Raw genomic sequence first — 26,616 nt, 5'->3', positions numbered from 1 at the left:
ATCTGTCGTCAAAGGCTGTTTGCAGAGTCACCCGTGCCCAGTCGGATATCGCCGAGCGTGCGGAAGGTCAGGCGTGCAGCAATCGTCCAGTCGCTTGCCGTCTGATCCGTCGTATCGCGCCTATCCACGTAGGCGATGGTGAAGATGGTGCACTCGTCCTCATAGGAAATGCCGAGCGTCTGTCTTGTAACGACGTCGTTGTTCAAATCCCAGGCGATGCCTCCGAAGATCGACCAGTAATCCTGGAACTTGACCCGGCTGCTTACCTGAACCTCATCTTGGTCTTCGGCAAAGCCGTAGGCCGGCTGCGCGCTCACGTGCGTATAGGTCACCTGGCCCGAGAAGGTGTCGTTCTGATAGGCCGTTGTCAGGTCGCCGCGATTAAAGGAGAAATCCTTTTCATCCAGCCGGTAGGATGCTGCCACGGAGAGGCCGAAAGGCATCTCGATGCCACCCAGTCCGACATAGTCGGAACGGTCGGTCTCAAGACCGGAATCGGCGCCGACATTCACGAGGTCGTCGGTCGCAAATGAATTCTGACCGGCGAGCTGATAGGACTGTCCAAAGATGCCGTGCAGCTTATAGCCGCTGTCGAAGGTGCCGGTATACTGGAAGCCGACATTTGCGCGCGTGCCGCCCTCGATACGATCGTAGCCCGAGAATCTGTCGCGATCGAAAAGGTTGGTCGCATCGAAGACGAAGCTCTGCGCATCTTCATTCGGTAGTCGGCCGGCGAGAGGTTCATCCGGTCGTGCGTAGATCTGCGCGATCGGCTCCAGGACATGCGTGCTGTTGCTTGTCGTGAACAGGATCGGGTAACGCATTTCCAGCCCAGCCGTCACCATTCCGCGCGTTGCCGCATTATCGTCGAGATAATTGCCGGCATACGGGACGCCATTGGCATCGACGGGACTGTCCATATTGAGCGCGAAAGCATCGCCGCGTGCCGCGAGCAACGGCGTAATAACCAGCCCGGTAGGTGTTACGTAGGTGCGCTTCCACTGTATTTCCGTGCTTAAACGGGTCGTCTGCCCTTCCAGGCCTCGGAAGCGGTCGAAACCTGCGACATTGTAGAAGTCGTCGTGAGTGCGCGAAATATTGGTCAGATTGACATCGGCGGAAAGCTCACCGCCAGCAAGCGGCTGTGGCGCGACATAGTGATAGTCAAGCGTCGGATAGACGATCGCCTGCTGTTTTTCCGCGGTATTGTTGCGATCGGCATCCTGAACGTCGAAATAGAAAGAGCGCAGATCGAAGTAATTACGCTTGCCGAGACCCGTCAGATAGACGGTGTTGGCGTGCGGCGAGTTGTCGTAGCCATCGATCTTGTAGGTGCGCGAGAAGTTGTTGTCGCTCTGCACCATGACATCCCAGCCGAAGCTCCAGCGGGGATTGATCCTGAAATGCCCCGCCGACGCGATCATGCCGCGCTGTTTGGCTTCGGCATCGCTTGTACCCTCGCTGAAATTGCTAGGGTTCATCTGATCGATGCCGGCGAGGTGCATCGTCATCGTGCCGTTTTCGAAACGGCGGCGGTATTCCCCCTCGAGCATGAAGCCTTGCGAGGTATAGCCGGTACCTGTGACGGTGAAATCCGAGCTCGGAGAAATGACGTAATAATAGGGAACGTGAAGACCGTAGCCGAGATTTTGCGACACGCTCATCGTCGGGAACAGGAAGCCCGACTTGCGCTTCACGGTATTGTCGGGGACTTCGATCCACGGAACGTAGGCGAGCGAATGGCCGAACATCTGGAAGCGCGCGTGCTCGAGCCGGATCGTGTGCTTCTCGCCGTTTTGAATGACTTTTTCGGCCTTGACCTGCCACAAGGGCGCGCTGTCAGGCTTCTCGGAGCAGGGCAGGCAGGCCGTGTAGACGCCCTTGTTGAGAATCATCTGGGTGCCGCCGACACGTTGGCCGGTTTCGGCAACGAGGCGGGTATTGTCGCTGGTCTCGACACGCAGCGCATTCAAGAAGCCGTCCGCGAAGTTGTCGGTCACATCGAGGCTGTCGGCATAGATACGGTTGCCGTCAGGGGTCACCATTTCGATGTTGCCGGTCGCCATCATCCGGCCGGTTTGCTGGTTATAGTCGACTTTCTGGGCGACCATCTTGTAGCCGCCGTAATTGATCTGCACGCCGCCGATCGCGGAGACGATCTGCTGGTCCTTGTTATAAACGAGTTCGTTTGCCGACAGCATCAGTTTTGCGTCCGGCGAGATATTGCTGCCGATCGCAGGCATGCCTGCAGTGTTTTCCTGGGTGTAGGCCGCAGGAGCACTTTCAAAATAGATACACAGAGCTGCGCCTAAGAGCAGGGCAACCAACTGCTTACTAAAATTCTCGCGGTCGCCTACCGCCACTAGCCATCCTCCTGATGAAGCAAAATCGTTGCGCCTAAAGCGAGCGCCACGATCACCGGTATCCAAGTCGCCACAAACGGCGGCACGACACCGCTGCTTCCGAATGCTTTTACAAGCACGGTGACGACATAAAGCATGAAGCCTGAAAGGATTCCACCCAGAATCACAGAGCGTGATTGGTTGAACCGGCTAAATTTCAGAGACACTGTTGCAGCAATGAGAGTCATGGCCACCAACAGCAGCGGTTGCGATAGCAGCGAGTTGAACTGAGTCTCAAGCGCCTTGGTGGAAATTCCAAAGGATTTGGCAGCAGCAATGCGGTTGGAAAGATCAAAGAAACCAATTGTTTCCGGCGCGGTCAGCCGCTCCTTGATGAAGTCCTGCTTCAGGTTGGTACGAAGCTGTTCCGAAACCTTACGCACCGGGATTTCCCCAGGCTTGCGTTCGATGACGTTGTTAAGCTGCCAGTAACCATCTTCCAATTTAGCAGATGAGGCGTCCTGCCGCAGAATGACCTCACCGCTGCTGTCAAAGTGGATAAGGACCGCGTCGACGAGCAGTGTGCCGTTCTCCAGCACGGTTTTGGCGCCGATGATGACATCGTCCCGACCGCTGATCTGACGCAGCCACGGAACCTGCAGCGCCTTGATCATGGCATTGTCCTGACCACGCCACGCCGTTTCGAATTGTGTTGCCTGCCTTTGGCCCCAGGCGGCGAGCGGATTGAGCGCCACCACCGTCAGTACGCCGAGAATCAGCGATCCGGCGATAAAGGGCAGCATGAACTGCCAGACCGAGATACCGGCCGCACGGGTGACGACGAGTTCGTATTTCCGATTGAGGCCTATCAGTACGGTGATGCCGACGAACAGCGCCACGAAGGGAATCGTTTGCTGCAGGATCAGCGGCAGTCGAACTGCGGTAAGCAGTACGGCACCACCCAGCGTGTAGCCGGGAAAATTGGAGATGCGGCTTGCCGTCTCGCTGAAGTCGAGCAGAAAGGTGATGGCGCTCATGCCGATCAGGAACCACATCGTGGTCGTGACATAGCGGCGGAAGAAATACCGCGACAATGTTCCGAAAATCATTGCGCAGCGCCTCCGCCGGTCCGGCCGGTCGCGGCAAGAACCCGCTTCTGCGCGCGCTTCCACATTGTCGAAGTCCGGTTTCTCACGGCCAGCGGCATGGCGAGCCGCTTATGCATGTTCAGGAAAACAATCGAAACCAGGCTGGTCACGATCGGGATCGCGTAGAGGATCGGAATATAGGCCGTGTTCTTGTCGATCTGGTTGGCAACGTAAAACGCCGCCCAGCGCAGCACGAATGCGAGGCCCAGTGCTCCAATCATCGGATGCAATCGCGCCTCGCGATGCGATCGCGCATCTCCGGCTATGGCAAGGGAGAAAAGCGCAAAAACAAAGGGAAGCATCCAGTCGGTCAGGCGGCGATGCAGTTCGGCAGTATAGCTGCCGGGCTTGGCGATATAGTCGGGATCTTTCGGATCGGGATTGAGCAGGAAGGCGAGATCACGGTCGCTGGCGCGAAGCGTGGCCTGTCCGTTATTTTCCGTCATGTCCGAAAGGTCGAAGGAATAGGAATCGAACTTGATGACGGAGACGTTGCCATCGGTCGTTTTGCGATGGACTTCGCCGTCATGCATGATCAGCGACGTGCCGACATCATCCACAGCACCCTCCCGCGCATAATAGATGAGCTCGTAATTCGGATCGCGCTCGTCGGCGACGAAGAGGCCCTTCAGCGTGCGGCCGGCGAGCCGCTGCGAGATCTGCACATAAAGGCCTTCGTCGATCTTGCGGAAGGTCTTTTCCTCGATCACGGATGAAAGAAGGTCGGCATAGGTGGCGGCGATCATCTCGCGCACGACCGTCTTCGCGCGTGGCTCGACGACATTGTCGACGAATAACGAGAAGACGCTGACGAGGATCGCCAGGAGCAGGATCGGTCGCGCCAGGATGGTGCGGCGAGCCCCGGCTGCGTCGATCACTGTCAGCTCGGAATCGTTATTCATCGTCGTCAGCGTCTGGGTGATGCCGATGACGAGGGCGAAGGGCAGCACGATAGGAATGATCGACGGCAGGATCAGCGTCGCAAGCATTGCGAAAGAGCCTATCGACTGGCCGCTATCGGTCACCAGATTGATGCGCTGCAGAACCTGGGTGGTCCAGATGATCGCGAGCACCGGGAGCAGGGCCACAAGAAACATCTGGCCGACACGCCGCAATATGTATGTCTCAAGTAGTTTCATGCTCGCCCTTGAAAGCACCTGCAGGCCGGTATGGCCGACAGGAGATTCCCTCTACGCTGTTTGTCGCGCTTTTGCGACAAGCTAGTGTCAAAAATTCATTCAATTTTCAGAATTTTTTTGGCGCTGTGGCGACTCAGCGATGGCCATCAGCGCTGCGAATATCACTACCGAAGACAACCATCCGAGAACGACGTCGGAGAGATAATGCGCGCCGAAGGAAAGCCGCATGGCCGGCGTCAAGATCGAAACGGCGGCAACGGGTGCTACCAGCGCATAGCGCACGGATTTCGGAACGAAGATGAGCAGGCAGAACAGCCAGCCTGCGCTTGCCGCTTCGCCGGAGATGAAGGAACAGTTCGAGACGCATTTGCCGGCCATTGAGCCAGCCTCGGCAAAGTGCAGCATGCCGCCGAAAATATCCGTCTGGACCGGGCGCGGCCGGCCCCAATGGTCCTTGAGGACCACATTGACGAGAAGAACGGGGCCGATGAGCAGCGTGCCGAGCGCGACCTTCAGGTCACGCGCGCGCGAAGCGTTGAATGTCGCGCCATGCTGTTGATAACACTCGGCGAGTTTCCACAGCATGACGGCGGTAACGACATAGGGAACGTAAAAGAAGAGCGTACGCAAGAGACCGAGAATCGCCTCGCTCCGATAGGGGAAGGCGCCGCAGATCTGCGTCGCAGGCGCCGATGCGCCGCATGCCTCCCGCACGAAAAAAAGCTGGGAAAAGTAAATATCTATCTCGGGAAAGGCCCGAAAGAGGGCAAGCAGCAGCCACCAGACCCAGAAGAGCAGCACGAATACGCCGAATGCCGTTTGCGGCAGGCGAATTGCCGGACCCCGCCATCGATTTTTCGAAAAAACTGTCAACGCAAACATCTACGAAACTGACGAAAACCATTTGGCCGGGCGGCCGCGCGGAACATAACAACTGTCGTCGGCCATTGACAGACCCGCCAAACGCGAAATTATCCCTCCGGAACGGATTTGATGAATCCCATCGGAGAAGACATGTCTGCAAAATTCGAAATTTCATTCTCAAAATCGGCAAAGCTGACTGGCGGCCTCGCGGTCCTTCTGAAGACATCAGACGCCGATGCCGCGGCCGGGGCTGATATTGCCGATCCGACGGGGGTGATCGCCAAGGCATCGAAGATTGCACGTTTCTCGGCAAAATCGATGGCAGCCTTGGATCTCGTGGCGCCGGAAGGCGCGCCTGTCGAGCGCATCATCGTCATCGGCTTAGGCAAGACGGCAGACCTTGCCGTTCATGACTGGCTGAAGGCCGGTGGCAGCGCCGCCTCGCGGATCAAGAATACCGAGAAGGCAACGGTCTTCATCGACGCGCCGGGTGTAGAGGTCAGCGCCAAGGCTGCGGCTGATTTCGCCCTCGGCATGCTGCTGCGCGCCTATAGTTTCGATACCTACAAGACGAAGAAGAATGATGATGAGGACAAGCAGCCGAAATCGGTCAAAGTGACGGTCGTCACGGCTGAGGCGGCTGCCGCCAAGAAAGCCTTTGCGGATGCCGAGGCGATCGCCGGTGGTGTCAATCTCGCCCGCGATCTCGTCAACGAGCCGCCGAACGTTCTTGGTCCGATTGAATTTGCAGCCAAAGCCAAGGAACTGGAAAAGCTCGGCGTCGAGGTGGAAGTCCTGACGGAGCGGGAGATGCGCCGCCTCGGCATGGGCGCGCTGCTCGGCGTTGCCCAGGGTTCCGTTCGTCCGCCGCGCCTTGCGGTCATGCAGTGGAAGGGCGGCAAGAACAAGGACCGGCCGATTGCCTTCATTGGCAAGGGTGTGGTCTTCGATACCGGCGGCATCTCGATCAAGCCGGCCGCCAACATGGAGGACATGAAGGGTGACATGGGCGGTGCGGCAGCCGTCACCGGCCTCATGTACACGCTCGCCGCGCGCAAGGCGGAGGTCAATGCCGTCGGCATTATCGGTCTTGTGGAAAACATGCCCGACGGCAACGCTCAGCGCCCGGGCGACATTGTCACCTCCATGTCCGGCCAGACGATTGAAGTGATCAACACGGATGCCGAAGGTCGCCTCGTGCTCTGCGATGCGCTCTGGTATTGCAATGACCGCTTCAAGCCGCAGTTCATGATCAACCTTGCGACGTTAACCGGCGCTATCATGGTTGCACTCGGCAACGTCTATGCCGGCCTCTTTTCGAACGACGATCCGCTGTCGGCACAGCTGACCGCGGCCGGTCTCGTGACGAACGAGAAGCTGTGGCGCATGCCGCTCGGCAAGGAATATGACAAGATGATCGACAGCAAATTCGCTGACGTGAAGAATACCGGGGGCCGTCTTGCCGGATCGATCACCGCGGCGCATTTCCTGAAGCGCTTCGTACAGGATACGCCCTGGGCGCATCTCGACATTGCCGGTACGGCGATGGGGTCCGTGCAGGACGAGATTAACCAGTCGTGGGCTTCCGGTTTCGGCGTGCGCCTGCTCGATGAGCTGGTGCGTACGAATTACGAAACACGATGACGGAAATCCTCTTCTACCATCTGACGGAATCGAAGCTGGAAGACGCGCTTCCGCCGTTGCTCGACAAGAGTGTCGAGCGCGGCTGGCGCGTCGCCGTCCAGATGAAGGAAGCTGTGCGACGCGACGCGCTGGACACGCACCTGTGGACCTATCGGGAGGACAGCTTCCTGCCGCATGGCACGGACGAGGCCGATTTCGCTGGGGATCAGCCCATTCTCCTGACCACCTCGAGTGATAATGCGAATGCTGCCACCGTCCGCTTCATCGTCGACGGGGCCGAGCCGCCGCCCGCTGCAGATTATGAGCGGATCGTCTTCATGTTCGATGGCTACGATCAGGAACAGCTCGAAGGTGCTCGCACGCAGTGGAAAAAGCTTAAAGGCGAGGGCCATAACCTCACCTATTGGCAGCAGACGCCGGAAGGGCGCTGGGAAAAGAAGGCTTGAGTCGATCGTCAGGCAAGGCTGGCTTCGGCCAGCACCCGGTCGATGAAATCCTTCTTCGCGCCGGTATATGCCGCGCGGCTTTCGGCAAATTGCTGCGCAAGGCCGATCTTCAAATCCTCATAGGCCCGCGCGAGAGCCGGATCGCCTCTGAGCCTGTCACGGAAGAAAATATTCCGCCTCCAGTTGAAGCCCTGATATTCGACAACATGGGCGAGATGCGTGCGCGTTTCGCCTGTAATGCCGCGGCCGAAGAGGTGGTCGTCGGGCACGATATCCGCTCCTGCATAGTCATAGCCGATCTTTTCCATCGGCTCGATGCAGGCAAGGCCGTCCTCGAAGCGAGGTACGCCGATCAGGATGTCGATGATCGGCTTTGCCTTGATGCCCGGAATGGCGGTGCTGCCGAAATGCTGGATGTCGATGGCCAGAGGGCCAAGTGCCTCGCGAATTCTGACCTCTTCCAGTAGATAGGCTTCCCGCCATTTCGCATTGGCGTCGGCAAGCCTGACCGTCAGATGCCGAACGCCCAATCCAAACGATTCGTCCTGCTCCTGCTGCATGGAAGCCGCCCCTCAGATGTCGGTGCCGCTATTCTATCATTGTGCAGGAGAGATAGCATCTGCCGCGAGATCGATCAGTCGTAAAACGCTTCCACGAACTTCCGTTTGCCGAGCATGAAGGCGTCGGCCACATGACGCAGCGGCGCCAGATCGACATCCGACTTGCCATCTTTGATGAGTTCGGCAAAACGGCGGTAGAGCGCCGGATATTCGGCTTCGGGCGCGGAGAACCGCAGCTCGCCATCGACCGAGAGCTTCGAACCGCCTTCAGACAGAACCATCTGGCCGGCGGCCGTTTCCGCGATGATGTCCCAGCTCTGCTTGCCTGTCTGGCGCCAGTCGAATTCGGCATGAACCGGAACATAATCGACATTGCGGAAATGCAGGTCGGCGGCGATCGGCGAGTCACGGTTTTCAGGGAATTCCAGCGTACCGGCGCTCAAGAAAATCGCCTTGGGCAGGATGTGCGTGACGATCGAGAGCGCGTTGATGCCGGGATCGAAAACGCCGAGGCCGCCCGCCTGCCAGATCCATTCCTGGTTCGGATGCCAGTGGCGCACGTCTTCCTTCCAGATTACATGCACGCTCTTGATCTCGGTCGAGGCGAGGAAGGATTTTGCGGCTTCGACGGCCGCTGCGTAGCGCGAGTGCCAACTTGCAAACAGCGTCGCGCCCTGTTTGGCCGCGAGGTATTCCAGATCGGCCACTTCGCTCAGCGTCGCGCCCGGCGGTTTTTCGAGGAAAACGTGCTTGCCGGCGACCAACGCCTTGTAAGCAGCTTCATAACGATACTGCGGCGGCATGCAGAGAGAAACGGCATCAATCGACGGTTCTGCGTCCAGCATGTCGTCGATCGACGTATAGGCGGCAATGCCATCGACCGTGCCGTGGCGGCTTGCCGTCGCCACCAGCTTGAAGTCGGCATTGGCGGCGATGGAGGGGAGGTGCTGGTCGCGGACGATCTTGCCGACGCCGACGATGGCGAGGTTGATGGCTGACATGGTGAAGCTCGCGTTCGGTGTTTGCTAAAAGTATGACTTATTGGCGCGCCGTTTTATCAGAAAGCGATCCGCGGGCAAGCCACCCTGGTCAGAGCGAAGCCATTTCCATCGGTGCGGAGCTCTTTTTGAACTTCAGCGTCACTATCTTGTAGCCTTCTGCTTCGAGTTTCGAAAGCAGCGTCGGCAACATCGTTGCAGTGCGCTTGTGAATGTCGTGCATCAGGATGATGCCGCGGCCGCGCTTGTGCAGCAGGTCCATCGTCCGTTTGGCGACGGCGACCGGTGTCGTGTTGAAATAATCTTTGCTATCGATGTCCACATCCATGACGACCATGTCGCGCATCGCGATGGCAGATCGAAGCTTGTGGCTTTCGGCGAGATAGGGGAAGCGGAAAAAATTCACATCCTCGCCTGTTGCTTTGGTCACGGCCAGCTGGCCCTTGACGACTTCCTTCATCGCGGCATCGAAGCCGAGTGTCGCGAGATCGGCGTGCCGGTAGGTATGGCTGCCGATCGCGTTGCCATCCTCGGCTACCTTGCGGGCGAGCTCCGGATGCAGTTCGGCCATTTGGCCGACCATCATGAAGGCACCCTTGACGCCGAACTTGTCGAGAATCGCCAGAACCTTGTCGGTACGTCCGGGGATCGGGCCGTCGTCGAAGCTTAGAATTACTTCCTTGTCGTGCAGCTTCAGCTCGGAGAGCGAGGAAACTTCAAGTGTGCGGCCGGCCAGGTGATGCCAGCTGTCATATTGGGGGACGCCTGCCTCTTCCTCGTCCTTTTTGGCGGGGCTTTTGCCCTCAGGCGCAATGACGGAAGACGTTTTAATCGTCTTGTCCGGCTCTTGCTGCTTGGTGGTGGCGCAACCGGCAAGGGCAACGGTCAGCGCAATGCTGGATAAGGCAATGAGACGATACATGAAAGGGCTCAACAAATCAGCGAGGAAAGTTGAGACAACCTTTCTGATTATGGTTAATGATCGGTTGAGAACGGGTTGAGCCGTGCCGTTCCGCGGCACTTCGCCGCGCACCAAGAAGGGTGGATCCTAGACATGAAAAGCCCGGTCTGTGGGACGTCCGGCCTTCGGAAGTCTGGCTAACATCCTTCAGCTCGCCATCGCTTCCTCATATTCCGAGGACAGTTCCAGCCATTGCTCTTCGGCGGCGGCGAGCTTGGCGGCAGCCTCCCCGCGCTGTTTGGCCTTTTCGGCTGCCTTGGCGGGCGCTTTTTCATAGAGCGAAGGGTCGGCAAGCTCCATATCAAGTGCCTGAATCAATTTCTCCAGCTTGCCCGTCAAGGATTCGATTTCGTTGATCTTTTTCTTGAGCGGGGCGAGCGAGGCACGCTTGTCGGCATTGAGCTTGCGCTGATCGGCTTTCGAGGTTTGGTCTTCGGCCTGCTTCGGCTCTTCCTTCTTCTTGCCGGAGGCGACGATCAGGTCGCGATACTCATCCATGTCGCCTTCAAAACTTGTCACCGTGCCGTTGTTGACAAGCCAGAGACGGTCGACGGTCGCTTCGATCAGATGCCGGTCGTGTGAGATCAGGATGACCGCACCATTATAGTCGTTCAGCGCCTCGATAAGCGCCCGGCGGCTGTCGATATCGAGGTGGTTGGTCGGCTCGTCGAGGATCAGCAGGTTCGGTGCATGAAAGGCGGCAAGTCCCATCAGCAGACGCGCCTTCTCGCCACCGGAGAGGTCTTTCGCAGCTGTCGCCATCTTCTCGGTTGCTAGGCCCATCTGCGCCACGCGGGCGCGCACCCTGGCTTCGGGCTCAGTCGGCATCAGCCGGCGCACATGCTCGACCGGTGTTTCGTTCGGCACGAGATCGTCGAGCTGATGCTGCGCGAAGAAACCGATCTTCAGGCCCGGTGCGAGACGCACCTCGCCGCTCTCGGGCGCCAGTCGCCCCGAGATGAATTTGGCGAAGGTCGACTTACCGTTCCCGTTGGAACCGAGCAGCGCGATGCGATCGTCATTGTCGATGCGCAGATTGAGTCCTTTCAGGATCGGCCTGCCGGGCTCATATCCGACAGCGCCACCGCTGATCGCGACGATCGGCGAGGCCGGCTGCTTCTCGGGCTCCGGGAAAGTGATCGGCTGAACATGGTCCTCGATCACGGCCGCGACCGTGCCCATGCGTTCCAGCGCCTTGACGCGGGATTGGGCCTGTTTTGCCTTGGACGCTTTGGCCTTGAAACGGTCGATGAAGCTCTGCAGATGTTTGCGCGCTGCCTCGTTTTTGGCCTTGGCCTTCATCTGCAGCTCGTCGGCTTCTGCCTTTTGCCGCTCGAACTGGTCGTAATTGCCGCGGTAGAAGGTGAGCTTCTTCTGATCGAGATGCACGATGGAATTGACCGCGTTGTTGAGGAGGTCGCGGTCGTGGCTGATGATGATGACCGTATGCGGATAGCGGCGGATGTAATCCTCCAGCCACATCGTGCCTTCAAGGTCGAGATAGTTGGTCGGTTCATCGAGCAGCAGCAGGTCCGGCTCGGTAAAGAGGACGGAGGCGAGCGCCACGCGCATGCGCCAGCCGCCCGAAAACGAGGAGGCAGGCCGCGCCTGCGCTTCCTGATCGAAGCCGAGGCCCGAGAGAATGCTGGCGGCACGCGCTTCTGCCGAATGAGCGTCGATGTCGACAAGGCGCATCTGGATTTCGGCGATCCGGTGCGGATCGGTTGCCGTCTCCGCCTCGGCAAGCAGCGCCGCGCGCTCCTTGTCGGCCGAAAGCACGATCGTGATCAGTGAATCCTCGGTTCCTGGCGCTTCCTGTTTCACCTGGCCCATGCGCGCGTTCTTGGGAATCGATATCGTCCCGCTTTCAGCTCCCAGATCGCCTGTTATGACGCGGAACAGTGTGGACTTGCCGGCGCCGTTGCGCCCTACGAGCCCGGCCTTCGTGCCTGCAGGCAGAGAGACGCTGGCATGGTCGAGGAGCAGGCGGCCGGCGATGCGGGCAGAAATATCTGAAATCGTGATCATGCGCGCGGTTTTGGCCGAAAGCCGCCGCTAAGGCAAGATGGGTCCGCCGTCCCCTCGGCCGCTGGTTGCCATCAAGCGACTTCTGACAAGCGCGTCAGCGCCCGAAGGCCTGCACCGGCTGGCGCGGATTTGTCTGGGCGGCAAGCAGCGCCACGCGGGCGTTGGCCTGAAGCTGGCCGGGCGTTGCGGCATCGCCGCTCAACGCCACGCCGACCGAGATCGTCAAACCGCTCGCATCTGAAGTGTCCGACGCCGCGAACACAAGATTGTCCTCGACCGAACTACGCAGCCGCTCGGCGATCGCTAGTGCATCCTGCATGCGGACGTTGGCGAAGAGGAAGGCGAACTCATCGGCTTCTGTCCGTGCGATGAAATCGCTCTTCTTCACCATCTTGCGGAAGAGGCTGGCGAGCTTCTTCAGAAGCTTGTTGCCGGTCTGCATGCCGTAACGGATATTCAGCGCCTTGAAATCGTCGATATCGACCACGATCAGCGCGCTGCCGGCCGCGCCTTCTTCCTGACCATAGAGGTCGCTGAGCGCACGGTTGAGGCCGAGGCGGTTCGGCAGGCCGGTGATCTTGTCGGTGATGGCCGCAGCCTGCACCGCCGAAATGCCGCGCTCCAGCGCCGTCAGCCGCTCGATATCCTCTTCCAGCCTCGTGCCGATCGTCCGCTCCGCTGCGAGAACGGCTGAAAGGGAAGCGGAGAGATATTCGACCTCGGCAATGAAGTCGGCAAGGCTCTGCTGGTCCTGTTGGCCTGAGACGGATTTGAGGATGGCCTCGCAGGCGCGTGCGAATGCCTGGTGATGCAGGCGACCTTCGGCGAGTCGTTCTGCTGTCTCCTTGAGCATGCGGCTCGCTTCGTTGCGCGAGCGGTCATCGGCGAGCCCGTAGTGGCCAATGAGCCGGTAGCGCAGGCCGATCTCGTCCAGAGCCTCCTGACGCGGATGCGGGCCGAGGGCAGCGATATCCTGCGCCAGCCCGGCACTCAGGCCGATCAGTGCCTCATGGAACAGTTCATAGTTGCGCGGCAGGCCCGCCACGTTCAGCCGCATCATGTGCTGAACAACTTTCCGCACGTCGGCTGCCGGCGCTGGCCGGATCGCCCCACGCCCATTCAATGCATTTGCAACGGCAGTCGACATGATAATCCCCTCATTGCCATTGGTTCCCTTGGGCCATCGCCTCTTCTGCTTCCGCTATGCAGGCAAGCTTTTAAGAGACATTGAATTTTCAAGGTTAGTAGGGCGGGAAGCAGCAAAACAGGTTAATGCGCCCTTGCTAGTCCCCGATCAGGAATGGCCCTATCCGTTTCAGCAGCGGCCGTGATGGCGCCATGAAAATTCCTGATTTGATCGCGCCGGTTTTCTGGCATGGAATGAACCCGCTGCGATCTCGAAAGGACTGATATGACCAGAGCTCTCTATTCACTGTGCGGCGCCGACGAGCGTCACTTCTTCTCGCCGCATTGCTGGAAGGCAGTGATGGCGCTTGCCCACAAGGGCCTCGATTTCGAGGAGGTGCCGACGACCTACAGCCGTATCGCCGCAATCGGCGGTGGTTTTTCCAAGACCGTGCCGGTCTTGGATGACAATGGCCGGCTGGTATCGGACAGTTTCGACATCGCCCTTTATCTGGAAGAGGCCTATCCCGACCGTCCGTCGCTCTTCAAGGGTGAGGGCGGCAAGGCCCTGTCGCGGATGATCGAGGGATATTCTCAGATGATCATTCATCCGGCAATCATGCGGATCGCCCTTCTCGATATCCATTCGATCCTCGATGAGGGCGATAAGGCCTATTTCAGGACCAGCCGTGAGGAGCGCCTGGGCAAGTCGCTGGAGGAATTCGCCGCCGGACGCGACGCGGAGAGGGAAGCCTTCGCCGCCAAGCTCGAGCCGCTGCGCCATGTGCTGAAGTTTCAGCCTTTCATCGGCGGGCAGAGCCCGCTCTTTGCCGACTACATCCTCTTCGGCGCGCTGCAATGGCTGCGCGTCGCTGCCGGCCTCGCCATGCTGGCCCCGGATGACCCCGTGATCGCCTGGTTCGAACGCTGCCTCGATCTCCATGAAAGCCGGGGCCGGACTGTGACAGCGGCGTGAAATTGCCGGAGACCCCTTGTTTTCAGGCGGTGAGGCGGGTAAAGACCGCCCACTTTTCCCTTATGAGTATGAGGACCTGACAATGGCGATTGAACGCACCTTCTCAATGATCAAGCCGGACGCAACGAAGCGCAACCTGACTGGCGCTATCACCAAGATGCTCGAAGATGCCGGCCTGCGCGTCGTCGCCTCCAAGCGCGTCTGGATGAGCAAGCGCGAAGCAGAAGGCTTCTACGCCGTTCACAAGGACCGTCCGTTCTTCGGCGAACTCGTCGAAGGCATGACCTCCGGCCCGACCGTCGTTCAGGTCCTGGAAGGCGAAGGCGCCATCCTGAAGAACCGCGAGATCATGGGCGCAACCAACCCGGCAAATGCTGCGGAAGGCACGATCCGCAAGGTTCATGCTCTCTCGATCGGCGAAAACTCGGTTCACGGCTCTGACGCTCCGGAAACGGCTGCCCAGGAAATCAAGTATTGGTTCTCCGACACCGAAATCGTCGGCTAATTCAGCCCAAGAGCATTCCACGCGAATGCATTGAATCGACTCATGAAAGCCGGGTTCGTCCCGGCTTTTTTGTTTTGCGGATTCAAGCTGGACACTTGTCAGTATTAGAAAAATCCGTCGTCCCATCCGGTTTGAAAACCTCCGGGTTCTTCTCGTATCCCGCGCCGACCACCAGCGGCTTGCTCGGGAGTACCGTCTGATCGAGATCGGATTTGAACTGTGTCTTCAATTCCTGCAGCAGCTTGCCATCCTTGTCGACAAGCTTGACTGTGACGGCATAGGGCCGGTCCTTGACCACGCAGTGCAGGTTTTCGCTTTGGACCGAAATCTTGTCGTCGATGGGAAAGACTTTCTGGTTCAGCACCAGCGGCGCACCACCCTGCGGGTTTTCGAACTCGACGACGATGGTGGATCCGTCGGGAATGGGCGCTGTCTTTTTCATCGTCAGCAAGTAGGTGGCACTGGCGTTTCGATAGTTGAAGACGAAGAGATGGCCCGTCACTTCCAACATGCTTTCGGCCTGACGCTGGCAGGCGGAAAGCAAAAGTCCCGCTGCCGCAAAAGCCGTGATGATTGAGCTCCGCTTCATGGCGTCTCCTCCTTCTTTTTTCTCCGGTAATGCCTGATAGCCTTGGCGCGGTTGCCGCAGACGGCCATGTCGCACCAGGCCCGGCTCTTGTTCTTGCTGCGGTCGATGAACAGCCAGCCGCAATTGCCGCAGATCTTCATCCGTTCCGGATCCGGCATGGCGATCAGCCGCAGAACCGAATGGGCGGTTGCCGCATCGAGCCCCTTTTTCGCTGCCCCGCGCAACGTCCGCGCCAGCGTCTCCAGCAGTTCGGCCAGCAGCCGATCGTCGCTCCCCGCGAGCACGCGCTGCCGGAAGTAGCGGTCCGTGGCTTCGCGCAGTTCGATGAAGTTCGCTCTATTCTGCGCTCCAACAGGCGCTATGTCGCCGAAAAGCGCCCGTTCGGCGCAGAATTCTTGCGCCGCCGCAGGAAAGCGCTCCAACTGCCCTTCGGCCTCGAAGCGGTCGATACGGCGCGCCGTATCATGACGCAGGATGACGCTGTTGGCGACATCGAGCGCCAGCGCGCCGCCGGAAAAACGGTGGGGGGTCCAGGAAAAGCTCATAAGAAAAATATAACTGGTAAAACGTGTTTTGCCAGTTATTATTTTAAACCGATCCGGAGTTTCGGGAATGGCCTATCTTCTGCAGCAACTGGCGAATGCGGTGCCGCTCGCGGCGCTCTACGCCACGCTTGCCTTCGGCTATTCACTTGCCTTCGGCGTGACGAAGAGGGCCGACATCACCTATGGGGCAATAATCGCCTTTGCCGGCCAAATCCTGCTGCTCTTCACGGACATGGCCTATAACCGGCTGTGGCTGGTGCTGCCGGCGGCAATATCGATCGGCATCTGCGCCTCGCTAATCTATTCGGTGGGAGCAGGGGTCTGGATCGGCCGCTCGATCATGCAGCCGCTCGCCAGCAAATCGCCGAACACGGTCATGGTCGCGGCACTCGGCATGATGATCGTGCTGATGGAAACGGCGCGTCTGGCCGCCAATACCCGCGCCATCTGGCTGCCGCCACTTTTGAACGACACCGTCACGTTCTGGAGCGACGGCGTCTTTCGCGTGACGCTTACCTATATCCAGCTTCTCGACACGATCCTGATGTGCGCAATCATCGCGATCGGCGCCATAGTCTTGAAATGCACCGCCTGGGGGCGTCTGTGGCGCGCCGTTATCGACGATCCGCTTGCCGCAGAACTCTGCGGCACCAGTGCCAGCCGTGTCTTTCTGGTCTCCTATGCGGCAGCCGCGCTCGTCGCCACTTGCTGCGGCATTCTCGCGACCTTCTACTACGGATCGATGGATTTCGGCGCCGGGCTGATGTTCGGCCTCAAGGTGCTGATGATCGCAGCCGTCGGCGGTTATTCCGATCCGTTGCGCTCTGCAGGCGGCGCTGCCGGCCTGGCGCTCGTCGAAACACTCTGGGGCGCCTACGGCTCCTTCATTTGGCGCGATCTCGCCATCTTCTCGCTGCTGGTCCTTCTGCTGGTGATGAGCCGCCGCGAACGCGTCACGCTGTGATTATTTCCAGCGATCGCGCGCACTGTCGTCGGCATCCTTTGCGGCGATCCAATCGCCGGCATGCCCACTCTTGTGATGCTCCTTCTTCCAGAAGGGGGCGGATGTTTTGAGGAAATCCATAACGAAGTTCGCGCCGTCGAAGGCCGCCTGCCGGTGCGGCGCAGCGGCGACGACCAGCACGATATTCTCACCGACGGCGATCTTCCCAAAGCGATGGATAGCGGTCAGGCCGCTAAGCGCGAAACGAGCGATGGCGAGCTCGCCAATGCGCTTCATCTCCGCTTCGGCCATGCCTGGATAATGTTCGAGTTCCAGCGCCGAGAGCGTGCCGCCTTCATCGCGGCAGAGCCCGGAGAATGTAACGACGGCGCCGACGCCGGGCTTGCCTTTGGAAAGCCGGTCGACTTCCGCCTGCAGGTCGAAATCCTCGCGCTGGACGCGGATGGTAGGGGTAATGGTCACAGCAGGCTCCTCAGCCCGGCGGTACTGCCGTTCTCAACCACCCGTCATCGGCGGAAAAATACCGATCTCTTTCGCCCCGGCGATAGGCTCGTCATGTTCCACATGCTCCTGATCGATCGCGACCCGGATCACATCGGGATATTGAAGAGCCATCTCATATTCTTCGCCCAGGCCCTTCAAATGATTCAGAAGATCGGCAACGTTGACAACGGAGGAGGGGAGTTCGATCTCCTCCTCGCCCTTTCCGATGCGTTCGCGCACCCAGGCGAAATAGACAAGCCGTGTCATTCTTCGTTATCCACCACGTGTTTCAGACCGGCGCGGAAATAATCATAGCCAGTATAGATCGTCAGGATTGCGGCGATCCAGAGAAGCGCAATCCCGGTCCAGGTTGTAAAGGGGAAAATCGCGTCGCCGGCCGGACCGGCGAGCAGGAAGGCGATGGCCACGAGCTGCAGCGTCGTCTTCCACTTGGCAATGCGTGTCACCGGCACGCTGACCTTCAGTCCCGCCAGATATTCACGCAGGCCCGACACCAGAATTTCGCGGCAGAGGATGATGATTGCCGCCCAGAGCGACCAGCCGGCGATCGTGCCGTCGGCTGCGACCAGCAGCAGGATGGCGGAAACCAGGAGCTTATCGGCGATCGGATCCAGCATACGGCCGATATTCGATGTCTGGTTCCAGATGCGCGCGAGATAGCCGTCCAGAAAATCGGTGATCGAGGCGATGATGAAGATCCAGAGCGCCACCCAACGCGCCGTATCGCTGCTGTTCAGGCGTCCTTCGATGAAGAAGCAGACGACGATCAGCGGCACTGCCAGGATGCGACCGTAAGTCAGGAGATTGGGGATGTTATACGCGCGCGATGCCATGAAGCGGTTCTCTTTGATAATGCGGCGGTAGATGACGGCTTTGCCCTTCGACCGTCAACATTCTTTCTGTTTTTTCGCCGCCTTTGCGCGGAATTTGCGACCGTCACCGACTATTTCGCGGCGTCGTCGTGAAAGTGATTATAGACCTGCTTTGCGACAGTCTCGGAAATGCCTTCTACCGCCATGAGGTCGGAAAGGGCAGCGCGAGACACAGCCTTCGCCGTGCCGAAATGTTGTAGCAGCGCCCGCTTACGGGATGGACCGATGCCGCCGATCTCGTCGAGCGGGTTCTTGACCATCTCCTTCTTGCGCCGTGCCCGGTGGGAGCCGATGGCGAAACGGTGCGCCTCGTCGCGCATGCGCTGGATGAAATAGAGAACCGGATCGCGCGGCGGCAGCGTAAAGCTTCCCTTGCCCGGCGCGAAGAAACGCTCGCGGCCGGCCTCACGGTCCACGCCTTTGGCGACGCCTATGGCGATCACGCTGTCGGTAATGCCGAGCTCTTCCAGAATGGCGCGCACGGCAGTCATCTGTCCCTGACCGCCGTCGATGAGGATCACATCGGGCCAGGCGGGGAAGGGCATGTCGGCCGCGTCAGCGGCAGAAATCTGCGTGCTGCGATCCGGGATGCCTTCTTCCTTCAGCAGGCGGGAAAAGCGCCGCGTCATCACCTCGCGCATCATGCCGAAGTCGTCGCCCGGCGTGATCTCGGTCGATTTGATGTTGAACTTACGGTACTGGCTCTTCACGAAGCCTTCGGGCCCAGCGACGACCATGCCACCGACCGCATTTGTGCCCATGATATGCGAGTTGTCGTAGATCTCGACACGCTGCGGCACGTAGGGCAGGCCGAAAGTCTCCTTGAAACCTTCCAGTAGCCGTGATTGCGATGCCGTCTCGGCAAGCTTGCGGCCATGCGCCTCGCGGGCATTGGCGATGACATGCTCGACGAGGTCGCGCTTTTCGCCACGCTGCGGAATGAGGATCGAGACCTTGTGCCCGGCCTTTTCGCTTAAGGCAGCAGCCAGCAGCTCCAGTTCCTCGACCGTCTCCGACAGCATGATCTGCCGCGGCACCGGTTTATCGTCATAGAACTGAGCGAGGAACGCGCTCAGCACCTCGGCGGCTGATAGCTGTGGATCGGCCTTCGGGAAATAGGCGCGGTTGCCCCAGTTCTGCCCGGTGCGGAAGAAGAAGACCTGGATACAGGAAATCCCGCCTTCGTGATAGATGGCGAAAACGTCAGCCTCTTCGACACCGGCCGGATTGATGCCCTGATGGCTCTGCACATGAGAGAGCGCGGCAAGACGGTCGCGATAGATGGCGGCGCGCTCGAAATCGAGGTCCTCGGCGGCAGCATTCATCGCTTCCGCCATATGTTCCTTCACCTTCTGGCTCTTGCCGGACAGGAAATCCTTGGCTTCCCGCACGAGTTCCGCATAGCCCTCGTCGCTGACCTCATGGGTGCAGGGACCCGAACAGCGCTTGATCTGGTAGAGCAGGCAGGGCCGGGTGCGCGTCTCGAAGACGCTGTCGGTGCAGGTTCGGATCAGAAAGGCGCGCTGCAGCGAATTGATCGTGCGGCCGACGGCGCCGGCTGACGCGAAAGGTCCGAAGTAGTCGCCCTTGCGGGCGCGGGCGCCGCGATGTTTGAAGATAGCAGGCGCGCGGTGATCGCCTGTTATCAGAATATAGGGAAACGACTTGTCGTCGCGCAGCAGCACGTTAAAGCGCGGCCGCAGGCGCTTGATCAGATTCGCTTCCAGCAGCAGCGCCTCGGTCTCCGTCCGCGTCGTGACGAATTCCATATTGGCAGTCTGGCGCACCATCTGGGCGATGCGGTTGGAATGCACGCGGCCGACAGCATAATTGCTGACGCGCTTCTTCAGGCTGCGGGCTTTGCCGACATAAAGCACGTCGCCCGCCTCGTTGAACATTCGGTAGACGCCGGGACTGTTCGGCAGGCGCTTGACGAATTCAGCGATCAGATCGGCGCCGACAAGGCCCGTTTCATTGACACCGCCTTCATTCCAGTCGATCGCAGCCGATATCGGCGAGGCGGCCGCATCGCCTTCCACCTCGATGATATCGTCGTCATTTTCATCGGTCTCGTCGTAAAGAACGCCGCCATCAGGCAGCTTCCTGGCATTCATTCCTTGATCTCCAGCACATCAGGCGTCTGCCACGCGAGATGCTGGCCGCCGTCGAGTGCAATCATCTGACCCGTGATCGAAGGAGTCTCGAACAGAAAACGAATCGTTCGGCCAAATTCCTTGAGCTCAGGCCCACGCTTCAAGATAAGGGCTGCGACCTGTGCTTGGAAGTCTTCCTGTAGTTGCCGTTCACTCGGCACTGAGGGGCCAGGCCCGATCGCGTTGACGCGAATACGCGGCGCCAGGGCCTGCGCCATGGTCTGCGTCGCCGTCCACAATGCCGATTTCGACAGTGTATAGGAATAGAAACTCGGCCGCAGTGCCCAAACACGCTGGTCGACAATATTGACGATTAGCCCCTCGGACGTCTCCGGCAGCTGTTCTGCGAATTTGGCGGCAAGGATCGATGGCGCCCGAACATGGATGGCGAAATGCTGGTCCCACACTTGCGCATCGAATTTGGGGAGCGAATCCTCGAGAAAAATCGACGCGTTGTTGACGAGTAGATCGATGGGTCCAAGCGCCTCGCATGCCTTTTCGACAAGCCCGCTCGCCTCGTCGATTTTGGCAAGATCAGCCTTGATCGCAGCCGCACGATGGCCCGCTTGCCGCAATTCCGCCACAAAGTCTCCGGCCTCAGCCATCGCGCCATTGGCATGGATTGCGACCGAAAATCCATTGGCAACAAGGTCTTCGGCGATTGCCCGGCCTATTCTTTTGGCGGAACCGGTTACAAGTGCCGCGCGAAGTCTTTTCTGGGTCAAGATCCTGCCTTCTGGTCCTTCGAGTCTGCTTCTGCCTATATAAGGGCGGGACCTGATTATATAAATAGCTGAAAGCGGTGCGTACGCGATGTCGATATTCTATGTATTATTTGGCGAAACGTTTTATTAAAAAGTGTAATTTCAGTTTAACGGAACGTTATCCTTAATAAACGGTATGTTGCAACCAAGCAACATCGAATTTCTGCCTCCGCTCAGCCACAATGATATCACAATTTGGCTCTTTCAAATCCGCATTTGCATTCCAATTTCACTCTCGATCCGGAAGGGACATTTAGTAATCCCCCGTGAATGCTTCGCCGAGTTTGAGTTGACGAGCGCGCGGGACTGAAAGGAGATAAGTATGCGTATACTCTTTGCTGGCCTCATGGCTTCCGCTCTCGCCGTTGGTGGCTTCTCGGTCGCGCAGGCAGCTGATGCCGTGGACCAGGTCCCGCAGGCGCCGGTCGCTGAGGAAACCCCGGCTCCGGTCAACAACTGGCAGGGCTTCTATCTCGGCGGCGCCGCCACCTATAACATGGGTAGCTTCGGTCACGACCGCGACACCTATGATTGGGGTGGCCAGCTCTTCACCGGCTACAATTTTCAGCAGGGCCAGATCGTTTACGGCGCTGAAGCCGATCTCGGTTATGGCGATGCTGACGTCACTGAAGGCGGCATCAAGAACAAGACCGGCTGGAACGGCTCTGTCCGCGGCCGCGTCGGTTACGACCTGAACCCCTTCCTGCTCTACGGTACCGCAGGTCTGGCGCTCGCCGACACCAAGGTTTCCGACGGCACGTCTTCCGACAGCAAGACCGCCTACGGTTACACGGTTGGCGCCGGTGTCGAAGCCTTTGTGACCAACAACATCACGACGCGCCTCGAATACCGCTACACGGACTACCAGAGCAAGGACTACAACCTCGACTCCGGCAGCGTTTCGCGCGGCTTCGACGAAAACAGCGTCAAGGTGGGTATCGGCGTCAAGTTCTGATACGGATTGCATCCAGCACAAAAAGCCGGGCCTCGTGCCCGGCTTTTTTGTCTTTGTTGATCGCGGGATTTTTCAGGCCTGGGGTTTCAGCTGATCGTAGCCGTCGAACGCCTTGTCGAATTCCTTGAGCCAGCTGATGAGCTCGGCGTGTTCTTCTTCCCACTGACCCTTGAAGCGCAGGTCGAGGTAGCCGATTGTTGCGGCCAGAGCGAAGTGCCCGCCATGCAGCTTTTTGCGGAGCTTCGGCGCATTGGCTGCCAGGTAATTCAATGCGGTCTCTACCTTCTTCCACTGCCGGTCGATCCAGGGTTGATGCACCTTCTCTTCGTCGCGAAAGCGGCGCTCGTAGACAATCGCCAGCAGACAGTCGCAGACACCGTCGCAAAGCGCCTCCAGCACTTCGGCATCTGTGCGCTTGCCCTTCTTGGAGGGATAAAGCGCGCCCTTCGTCAGCCGGTCGAAATAATGCATGATCGCGACACTGTCGAAAACGGAAGTGCCGTTATCCGTCAGTAGCGTCGGGATTTTGCCGAGCGGATTGTTGTCCACAAGGATCGCCGGGCCCGCATTCGTATCGACCCGGATTTCCGTAATCTCGAGGGCGAGATGGCGGGCGGCCATACGCACCTTGCTGGAGAAAGGCGAGGTCGGGGAGCAGAGAAGCTTCATGGGGCACCTTTTGAATTACGGATGACGCTGGACTATTCCCCGTCGTCCGAGATTCGGTCAATCGCTCTTGGTGGCCTTCGTCTCGCCGCGCAACCAGAAGGCACGTTGCGAGGCGAAACGATCCTGCGCCAGATGGTCTTTCAGAGCCGGCAGCAGCTGATGCAACTCGTCTTTCAGTGTGAAGGGCGGGTTTACGATGATGAGGCCGGAGCCTGTCAGTCCCGTCGTCTCGCGGTCACTACGCACGGCAAGCTCGGCGCAGAGCATCTTCGGTATCTCCGCCGCCTGCAGGGCATCATGGAATTCCTTGATCGGCGCGCCCTTCTTCAGCGGATACCAGAGGCAATAAGTGCCGCCGGGAAAACGCCGGTAGGCCTTGGCAAGGCCATCCACCAGCCGCTCGTATTCGCCGTCCTCCTCGAACGGCGGATCGACGAGCACGATACCGCGCTTTTCCTTCGGTGGCAGATGCGCGCCGAGCGCCAGCCAGCCATCGAGCTCGGTGATGCGCGCATGATGATCGCCCTCGAAGAGCCGATGCAGCCGGGCAAAATCCTCTGGATGCAGCTCCATCGCCGAAAGCCGGTCCTGCGGGCGAAACAGCATACGGGCAAGCTTCGGCGAGCCGGGATAGAAGCGCAGGCCACCCTGCGGGTTCAGTTCCCGGATCACGGAGAGATAGGGCTCCAGCAGTTCGGAAACCTGCGGCCCGAGATCGGCTTCGAGCAGTTTGCCGATTCCGCCCTGCCATTCGCCGGTCTTCTGCGCTTCCTCGGAGGAAAGATCGTAAAGGCCGATGCCGGCATGCGTGTCGAGCACGCGGAATGCGGCGTCCTTCTTCTGCATGTAGCGGATGAGCCGCGCCAGCACCGCATGCTTCAGGACATCGGCAAAATTGCCTGCATGATAGATGTGGCGATAGTTCATTTTCGCTGATGCCTGTTATGAATTCGGATGACAGGGAGTTTTTGTGCCTTTTGGCCGCCTGAGCCTTGGCATATAGAAATCGCATGAACATTGCGACCCCCATCCACGCCAAATCCAGGATCGGTCATACGGCCTGTCCGCACGACTGTCCCTCCACCTGTGCGCTGGAGGTGGATATTACGGAAGACGGCCGTATCGGCCGTGTCCGCGGCGCCAACGGCCATTCCTATACGTCGGGCGTCATCTGCGCCAAGGTCGCTCGTTATGCCGAGCGCCTCTATCATCCTGACCGTCTCATGCATCCCTTGCGCCGCACCGGCGCCAAGGGGGCAGGGCAATGGCAGCAGATTTCCTGGGATGATGCGCTGGACGAGATCGCCGAAGCCTTCGTGAAGGCCGAGGCCAGGGACGGCAGCGAAGCCATCTGGCCCTATTTTTACGCCGGCACCATGGGCTGGGTACAGCGTGATTCGATCGAGCGCCTGCGCCACGCCAAGCGCTATTCCGGCTTCTTTTCCTCGATCTGCACCAATCCAGCCTGGACCGGTTTCACTATGGCGACCGGTATGCTGCGCGGTCCGGACCCGCGCGAGATGGCGCGTACCGATTGCGTCGTCATCTGGGGCACGAACGCGGTGGCCACGCAGGTCAACGTCATGACCCACGCGATCAAATCGCGCAAGGAGCGCGGCGCCAAAATCGTCGTCATCGACATCTACGGCAATCCGACGATGAAGCAGGCCGACATGGCCTTGATCGTCAAGCCCGGCACCGATGCAGCACTCGCCTGCGCCGCCATGCATATCGCCTTCCGCGACGGTTATGCAGATCATGCTTACATGGCGAAATATGCCGACGATCCCTCGGGTCTCGAAGCGCATCTGAAGGCAAAGACGCCGGAATGGGCGGCCGCGATCACAGGCCTTTCGGTCGAAGAGATCGAAGCTTTCGGCAAGCTCGTCGGCACGACGAAAAAAACCTTCTTCCGCCTCGGCTACGGCTTCACCCGCCAGCGCAACGGCGCTGTCGCCATGCATGCGGCCGCCTCGGTCGCCACCGTGCTCGGCTCCTGGCAATATGAAGGCGGCGGCGCCTTCCACTCCAACAGCGATATCTTCCGCATGAACAATGCGGAGCTGACCGGCAAGTCGATGAAGGATGCGGCCATCCGTATGATCGACCAGTCGCAGATCGGCCGGGCGCTGACGGGCGATGCCGTGGCCCTTCGCCACCGCGGCCCGATCACGGCCATGCTCATCCAGAACACCAATCCGGTGAACATCGCGCCCGAACAGCGGCTGGTGAAACGCGGCTTTGCTCGTGACGATCTCTTCGTCGCTGTCCACGAGCAGTTCATGACCGAGACGGCCGAAATGGCCGATATCGTTATCCCTGCCACCATGTTCGTCGAGCATGACGACATCTATCGAGCCGGCGGGCAGAACCACATTCTGCTTGGACCCAAGCTCGTCGAGCCGCCGCCGACCGTGCGCACCAACCTCTTCGTCATCGAGGAACTGGCAAAACGCCTTGGCGTCGCCGATCGCCCCGGCTTCGGTTTCACGGCCTGCGAAATGATCGACCGCGTATTGGCGGCGAGCAACCTGCCGGATTACGATTATTTCCTCGAACACAAGTGGTTCGACCGACAGCCGGCCTTCGAGGAAGCGCATTATCTCAACGGCTTTGCTCATCCCGACGGCAAGTTTCATTTCCGGCCGGATTGGGTGGACGGCGCTGCCCCGAACAAACCGCCGGCGTCGGTCGGCGCGCTCGGCCCCTATGCCGAGCTGCCGCCGTTCCCGGATCAGGTCGACGTCATTGAAGTCGCTGATTCCGAGCATCCTTTCCGCCTGGCGACCTCGCCGGCGCGCAACTTCCTGAATTCGAGCTTCTCGGAAACCAAGACCTCGCGCCAGAAGGAAGGCCGCCCGGAAGTGATGATCAATCCCGTCGATGCGGAGACCAATGGCATCGGCAACGGGGATCTCGTCCGCATCGGCAATATGCGCGGCGAGCTGCGCATCCATGCCCGTATCACGACCGAGGTAAAGCCCGGCGTGCTGATTGCCGAAGGTCTTTGGCCCAACAAGGCGCATGTCGATGGCGAAGGCATCAACATTCTCACTGGCGCCGATCCCGTGGCGCCCTATGGCGGCGCCGCCGTTCATGACAACAAGGTCTGGCTTCGCAAGGATGCCGCCAAGGAAGCCCTATGACGCAATCGAAAGCAAACGTGAAGATTGTCGGCAAGGAAACCCTGTCCGACGGATGGACGAAGCTGGTCGGCTATGAGCTCGACTTTACCGACCGGGAGGGCGAGACGCACCGCCTGTCGCGCGAGGTCTACCACCGCACGCCGGCCGCCTGCATCCTGCTCTATGATCCGAAGCGCGACGTCGTCGTGCTGGTGAAGCAGTTCCGCCTGCCGGTCTATCTGAACGGCGACCCCGCCTGGATGATCGAAGTTCCGGCTGGCCTGCTCGACGGCGACGAACCCGAAGCCGCCATCCGTCGCGAGGCGATGGAGGAGACCGGCTACATGATTCGCGATGTCCGCTTCCTCTTCAGATCCTACACCGCGCCGGGCTCCATCACCGAGATCGTGCATTTCTTTGCAGCGGCAATCGATACCGCCGACCGCACATCCGATGGCGGCGGTCTGGAGCACGAGCACGAGGATATAGAGGTGCTGGAAATCCAGCTGCCGCAGGCTCTCGCGATGATCGAAAAGGGAGAAATCATCGATCTCAAGACGATCATGCTGGTGCAATGGGCGGTAGCGAACAAAAGCCTGCTTGGCACCTAAAAGTCCGACCTTGCAACGTCATGGCCGAGATAGATTCGCCTCGGCTGAATTTCTTGGAATTCTTCATGCAATTGTCACGAAGCGAGACTAAGCGCTGCCCCTTAACAATCATCAGATGCGGTCAGGAGA

Annotated in this window: 26 protein-coding genes; 8 read left to right on the top strand and 18 right to left on the bottom strand. The window is 59.3% G+C overall.

Annotated elements, in window-relative coordinates:
* Positions 1-8: 8 nt before the first annotated feature.
* The 4 genes from FHX08_RS10780 to FHX08_RS10765 all read right to left on the bottom strand — a co-directional run bounded on the left by FHX08_RS10780 (position 9) and on the right by FHX08_RS10765 (position 5,502).
* Complete coding sequence (locus FHX08_RS10780; protein ID WP_132651057.1) at positions 9-2,363, bottom strand: LPS-assembly protein LptD; 2,355 nt, start codon at positions 2,361-2,363, stop codon at positions 9-11.
* Positions 2,363-3,451, bottom strand: coding sequence for an LPS export ABC transporter permease LptG (gene lptG, locus FHX08_RS10775; RefSeq protein WP_132651058.1), 1,089 nt, complete (start codon positions 3,449-3,451; stop codon positions 2,363-2,365). The genes FHX08_RS10780 and lptG overlap by 1 nt, the downstream gene beginning before the upstream one ends.
* The gene (locus tag FHX08_RS10770) at positions 3,448-4,629 is read right to left on the bottom strand and encodes an LptF/LptG family permease (protein WP_132651059.1); all 1,182 of its coding nucleotides are present in this window, start codon (positions 4,627-4,629) and stop codon (positions 3,448-3,450) included. Before FHX08_RS10770 ends, lptG begins: the two co-directional genes overlap by 4 nt.
* Positions 4,630-4,728: 99 nt before the next feature.
* Positions 4,729-5,502, bottom strand: coding sequence for a phosphatase PAP2 family protein (locus FHX08_RS10765; RefSeq protein WP_184327176.1), 774 nt, complete (start codon positions 5,500-5,502; stop codon positions 4,729-4,731).
* A 141-nt stretch (positions 5,503-5,643) separates the two neighbouring features.
* Between FHX08_RS10765 and FHX08_RS10760 the strand changes: the two genes are divergently transcribed.
* Together FHX08_RS10760 and FHX08_RS10755 are read left to right on the top strand one after the other, a co-directional pair.
* A complete protein-coding gene (locus tag FHX08_RS10760; protein WP_132651061.1) occupies positions 5,644-7,137 on the top strand; it encodes a leucyl aminopeptidase in 1,494 nt (497 codons plus the stop codon).
* Positions 7,134-7,583 carry a DNA polymerase III subunit chi gene (locus FHX08_RS10755; RefSeq protein ID WP_132651062.1) on the top strand — a complete coding sequence of 150 codons (450 nt, stop codon included), beginning with the start codon at positions 7,134-7,136 and terminating at the stop codon, positions 7,581-7,583. Before FHX08_RS10760 ends, FHX08_RS10755 begins: the two co-directional genes overlap by 4 nt.
* Positions 7,584-7,591: 8 nt before the next feature.
* Here the strand turns inward: FHX08_RS10755 and FHX08_RS10750 are convergent, their stop codons facing one another.
* The 5 genes from FHX08_RS10750 to FHX08_RS10730 all read right to left on the bottom strand — a co-directional run bounded on the left by FHX08_RS10750 (position 7,592) and on the right by FHX08_RS10730 (position 13,277).
* Positions 7,592-8,143: a GrpB family protein gene (locus FHX08_RS10750; protein ID WP_132651063.1), complete on the bottom strand. Its 552-nt coding sequence runs from the start codon at positions 8,141-8,143 to the stop codon at positions 7,592-7,594.
* Positions 8,144-8,217: 74 nt separating this feature from the next.
* Entirely contained in the window at positions 8,218-9,144 is a 927-nt protein-coding gene (locus FHX08_RS10745) for a Gfo/Idh/MocA family protein (RefSeq protein ID WP_132651064.1), read from the bottom strand.
* Positions 9,145-9,232: 88 nt separating this feature from the next.
* Positions 9,233-10,063 (bottom strand): polysaccharide deacetylase family protein, encoded by an 831-nt coding sequence (locus tag FHX08_RS10740; protein WP_132651065.1) that lies wholly within the window; start codon positions 10,061-10,063, stop codon positions 9,233-9,235.
* Positions 10,064-10,249: 186 nt separating this feature from the next.
* The gene (locus FHX08_RS10735) at positions 10,250-12,130 is read right to left on the bottom strand and encodes an ABC-F family ATP-binding cassette domain-containing protein (protein ID WP_132651066.1); all 1,881 of its coding nucleotides are present in this window, start codon (positions 12,128-12,130) and stop codon (positions 10,250-10,252) included.
* A 94-nt stretch (positions 12,131-12,224) separates the two neighbouring features.
* Entirely contained in the window at positions 12,225-13,277 is a 1,053-nt protein-coding gene (locus tag FHX08_RS10730; protein WP_184327175.1) for a GGDEF domain-containing protein, read from the bottom strand.
* Between the two features lie 264 nt (positions 13,278-13,541).
* On the opposite strand from FHX08_RS10730, the gene FHX08_RS10725 reads away from it, so the two are divergent.
* Positions 13,542-14,231 carry a glutathione S-transferase family protein gene (locus tag FHX08_RS10725; RefSeq protein WP_132651068.1) on the top strand — a complete coding sequence of 230 codons (690 nt, stop codon included), beginning with the start codon at positions 13,542-13,544 and terminating at the stop codon, positions 14,229-14,231.
* An 82-nt stretch (positions 14,232-14,313) separates the two neighbouring features.
* Positions 14,314-14,736 carry a nucleoside-diphosphate kinase gene (ndk, locus tag FHX08_RS10720; RefSeq protein ID WP_112565949.1) on the top strand — a complete coding sequence of 141 codons (423 nt, stop codon included), beginning with the start codon at positions 14,314-14,316 and terminating at the stop codon, positions 14,734-14,736.
* An 82-nt stretch (positions 14,737-14,818) separates the two neighbouring features.
* Here the strand turns inward: ndk and FHX08_RS10715 are convergent, their stop codons facing one another.
* Positions 14,819-15,325 carry a hypothetical protein gene (locus FHX08_RS10715; protein WP_132651069.1) on the bottom strand — a complete coding sequence of 169 codons (507 nt, stop codon included), beginning with the start codon at positions 15,323-15,325 and terminating at the stop codon, positions 14,819-14,821.
* Positions 15,322-15,870: a CGNR zinc finger domain-containing protein gene (locus FHX08_RS10710; protein ID WP_132651070.1), complete on the bottom strand. Its 549-nt coding sequence runs from the start codon at positions 15,868-15,870 to the stop codon at positions 15,322-15,324. The genes FHX08_RS10715 and FHX08_RS10710 overlap by 4 nt, the downstream gene beginning before the upstream one ends.
* A gap of 67 nt (positions 15,871-15,937) precedes the next feature.
* Between FHX08_RS10710 and FHX08_RS10705 the strand changes: the two genes are divergently transcribed.
* Positions 15,938-16,834 (top strand): branched-chain amino acid ABC transporter permease, encoded by an 897-nt coding sequence (locus FHX08_RS10705; RefSeq protein WP_132651071.1) that lies wholly within the window; start codon positions 15,938-15,940, stop codon positions 16,832-16,834.
* Here the strand turns inward: FHX08_RS10705 and FHX08_RS10700 are convergent, their stop codons facing one another.
* From FHX08_RS10700 to FHX08_RS10680, 5 genes are all read right to left on the bottom strand, one after another.
* Positions 16,835-17,296 carry a molybdenum cofactor biosynthesis protein MoaE gene (locus FHX08_RS10700; RefSeq protein ID WP_132651072.1) on the bottom strand — a complete coding sequence of 154 codons (462 nt, stop codon included), beginning with the start codon at positions 17,294-17,296 and terminating at the stop codon, positions 16,835-16,837.
* A gap of 33 nt (positions 17,297-17,329) precedes the next feature.
* Positions 17,330-17,584, bottom strand: coding sequence for a molybdopterin converting factor subunit 1 (gene moaD, locus FHX08_RS10695; RefSeq protein WP_132651073.1), 255 nt, complete (start codon positions 17,582-17,584; stop codon positions 17,330-17,332).
* Complete coding sequence (gene pgsA, locus FHX08_RS10690) at positions 17,581-18,171, bottom strand: CDP-diacylglycerol--glycerol-3-phosphate 3-phosphatidyltransferase (protein ID WP_132651074.1); 591 nt, start codon at positions 18,169-18,171, stop codon at positions 17,581-17,583. The genes moaD and pgsA overlap by 4 nt, the downstream gene beginning before the upstream one ends.
* A gap of 110 nt (positions 18,172-18,281) precedes the next feature.
* Positions 18,282-20,324, bottom strand: coding sequence for an excinuclease ABC subunit UvrC (gene uvrC, locus FHX08_RS10685; protein ID WP_132651075.1), 2,043 nt, complete (start codon positions 20,322-20,324; stop codon positions 18,282-18,284).
* Entirely contained in the window at positions 20,321-21,088 is a 768-nt protein-coding gene (locus FHX08_RS10680; RefSeq protein ID WP_132651076.1) for an SDR family oxidoreductase, read from the bottom strand. Before FHX08_RS10680 ends, uvrC begins: the two co-directional genes overlap by 4 nt.
* 361 nt (positions 21,089-21,449) lie before the next feature.
* Here FHX08_RS10680 and FHX08_RS10675 point away from each other — a divergent pair, with 361 nt between their 5' ends.
* Positions 21,450-22,082, top strand: a complete 633-nt coding sequence (locus tag FHX08_RS10675) for an outer membrane protein (RefSeq protein WP_132651077.1) — start codon at positions 21,450-21,452, stop codon at positions 22,080-22,082.
* A gap of 72 nt (positions 22,083-22,154) precedes the next feature.
* On the opposite strand, the gene FHX08_RS10670 is transcribed toward FHX08_RS10675, so the two are convergent.
* Positions 22,155-22,751, bottom strand: a complete 597-nt coding sequence (locus tag FHX08_RS10670) for a glutathione S-transferase (RefSeq protein ID WP_132651078.1) — start codon at positions 22,749-22,751, stop codon at positions 22,155-22,157.
* Between the two features lie 57 nt (positions 22,752-22,808).
* Positions 22,809-23,678: a 23S rRNA (adenine(2030)-N(6))-methyltransferase RlmJ gene (locus FHX08_RS10665; RefSeq protein ID WP_132651079.1), complete on the bottom strand. Its 870-nt coding sequence runs from the start codon at positions 23,676-23,678 to the stop codon at positions 22,809-22,811.
* 83 nt (positions 23,679-23,761) lie between these two features.
* On the opposite strand from FHX08_RS10665, the gene FHX08_RS10660 reads away from it, so the two are divergent.
* Both FHX08_RS10660 and FHX08_RS10655 read left to right on the top strand, forming a co-directional pair.
* Complete coding sequence (locus FHX08_RS10660) at positions 23,762-25,897, top strand: molybdopterin-dependent oxidoreductase (protein ID WP_132651080.1); 2,136 nt, start codon at positions 23,762-23,764, stop codon at positions 25,895-25,897.
* Positions 25,894-26,487: an NUDIX domain-containing protein gene (locus FHX08_RS10655; RefSeq protein WP_132651081.1), complete on the top strand. Its 594-nt coding sequence runs from the start codon at positions 25,894-25,896 to the stop codon at positions 26,485-26,487. The genes FHX08_RS10660 and FHX08_RS10655 overlap by 4 nt, the downstream gene beginning before the upstream one ends.
* The last annotated feature ends 129 nt before the right edge of the window (positions 26,488-26,616 follow it).

The organism is Rhizobium sp. BK529, from assembly GCF_014194105.1.
Lineage (GTDB): Bacteria > Pseudomonadota > Alphaproteobacteria > Rhizobiales > Rhizobiaceae > Rhizobium.
Note: the sequence above shows the minus strand (reverse complement) of the source record. Positions and strands in the feature narration are given on the sequence as shown.

What these genes read in the sequence shown, in the direction of transcription:
- lptG (WP_132651058.1), bottom strand. Translation starts at nt 3,451, where the DNA reads ATGATTTTCGGAACATTGTCGCGGTATTTCTTCCGCCGCTATGTCACG.
- FHX08_RS10770 (WP_132651059.1), bottom strand. Translation starts at nt 4,629, where the DNA reads ATGAAACTACTTGAGACATACATATTGCGGCGTGTCGGCCAGATGTTT.
- FHX08_RS10760 (WP_132651061.1), top strand. Translation starts at nt 5,644, where the DNA reads ATGTCTGCAAAATTCGAAATTTCATTCTCAAAATCGGCAAAGCTGACT.
- FHX08_RS10755 (WP_132651062.1), top strand. Translation starts at nt 7,134, where the DNA reads ATGACGGAAATCCTCTTCTACCATCTGACGGAATCGAAGCTGGAAGAC.
- FHX08_RS10750 (WP_132651063.1), bottom strand. Translation starts at nt 8,143, where the DNA reads ATGCAGCAGGAGCAGGACGAATCGTTTGGATTGGGCGTTCGGCATCTG.
- FHX08_RS10745 (WP_132651064.1), bottom strand. Translation starts at nt 9,144, where the DNA reads ATGTCAGCCATCAACCTCGCCATCGTCGGCGTCGGCAAGATCGTCCGC.
- FHX08_RS10740 (WP_132651065.1), bottom strand. Translation starts at nt 10,063, where the DNA reads ATGTATCGTCTCATTGCCTTATCCAGCATTGCGCTGACCGTTGCCCTT.
- FHX08_RS10735 (WP_132651066.1), bottom strand. Translation starts at nt 12,130, where the DNA reads ATGATCACGATTTCAGATATTTCTGCCCGCATCGCCGGCCGCCTGCTC.
- FHX08_RS10730 (WP_184327175.1), bottom strand. Translation starts at nt 13,277, where the DNA reads ATGTCGACTGCCGTTGCAAATGCATTGAATGGGCGTGGGGCGATCCGG.
- FHX08_RS10725 (WP_132651068.1), top strand. Translation starts at nt 13,542, where the DNA reads ATGACCAGAGCTCTCTATTCACTGTGCGGCGCCGACGAGCGTCACTTC.
- ndk (WP_112565949.1), top strand. Translation starts at nt 14,314, where the DNA reads ATGGCGATTGAACGCACCTTCTCAATGATCAAGCCGGACGCAACGAAG.
- FHX08_RS10715 (WP_132651069.1), bottom strand. Translation starts at nt 15,325, where the DNA reads ATGAAGCGGAGCTCAATCATCACGGCTTTTGCGGCAGCGGGACTTTTG.
- FHX08_RS10710 (WP_132651070.1), bottom strand. Translation starts at nt 15,870, where the DNA reads ATGAGCTTTTCCTGGACCCCCCACCGTTTTTCCGGCGGCGCGCTGGCG.
- FHX08_RS10705 (WP_132651071.1), top strand. Translation starts at nt 15,938, where the DNA reads ATGGCCTATCTTCTGCAGCAACTGGCGAATGCGGTGCCGCTCGCGGCG.
- moaD (WP_132651073.1), bottom strand. Translation starts at nt 17,584, where the DNA reads ATGACACGGCTTGTCTATTTCGCCTGGGTGCGCGAACGCATCGGAAAG.
- pgsA (WP_132651074.1), bottom strand. Translation starts at nt 18,171, where the DNA reads ATGGCATCGCGCGCGTATAACATCCCCAATCTCCTGACTTACGGTCGC.
- uvrC (WP_132651075.1), bottom strand. Translation starts at nt 20,324, where the DNA reads ATGAATGCCAGGAAGCTGCCTGATGGCGGCGTTCTTTACGACGAGACC.
- FHX08_RS10675 (WP_132651077.1), top strand. Translation starts at nt 21,450, where the DNA reads ATGCGTATACTCTTTGCTGGCCTCATGGCTTCCGCTCTCGCCGTTGGT.
- FHX08_RS10670 (WP_132651078.1), bottom strand. Translation starts at nt 22,751, where the DNA reads ATGAAGCTTCTCTGCTCCCCGACCTCGCCTTTCTCCAGCAAGGTGCGT.
- FHX08_RS10665 (WP_132651079.1), bottom strand. Translation starts at nt 23,678, where the DNA reads ATGAACTATCGCCACATCTATCATGCAGGCAATTTTGCCGATGTCCTG.
- FHX08_RS10660 (WP_132651080.1), top strand. Translation starts at nt 23,762, where the DNA reads ATGAACATTGCGACCCCCATCCACGCCAAATCCAGGATCGGTCATACG.
- FHX08_RS10655 (WP_132651081.1), top strand. Translation starts at nt 25,894, where the DNA reads ATGACGCAATCGAAAGCAAACGTGAAGATTGTCGGCAAGGAAACCCTG.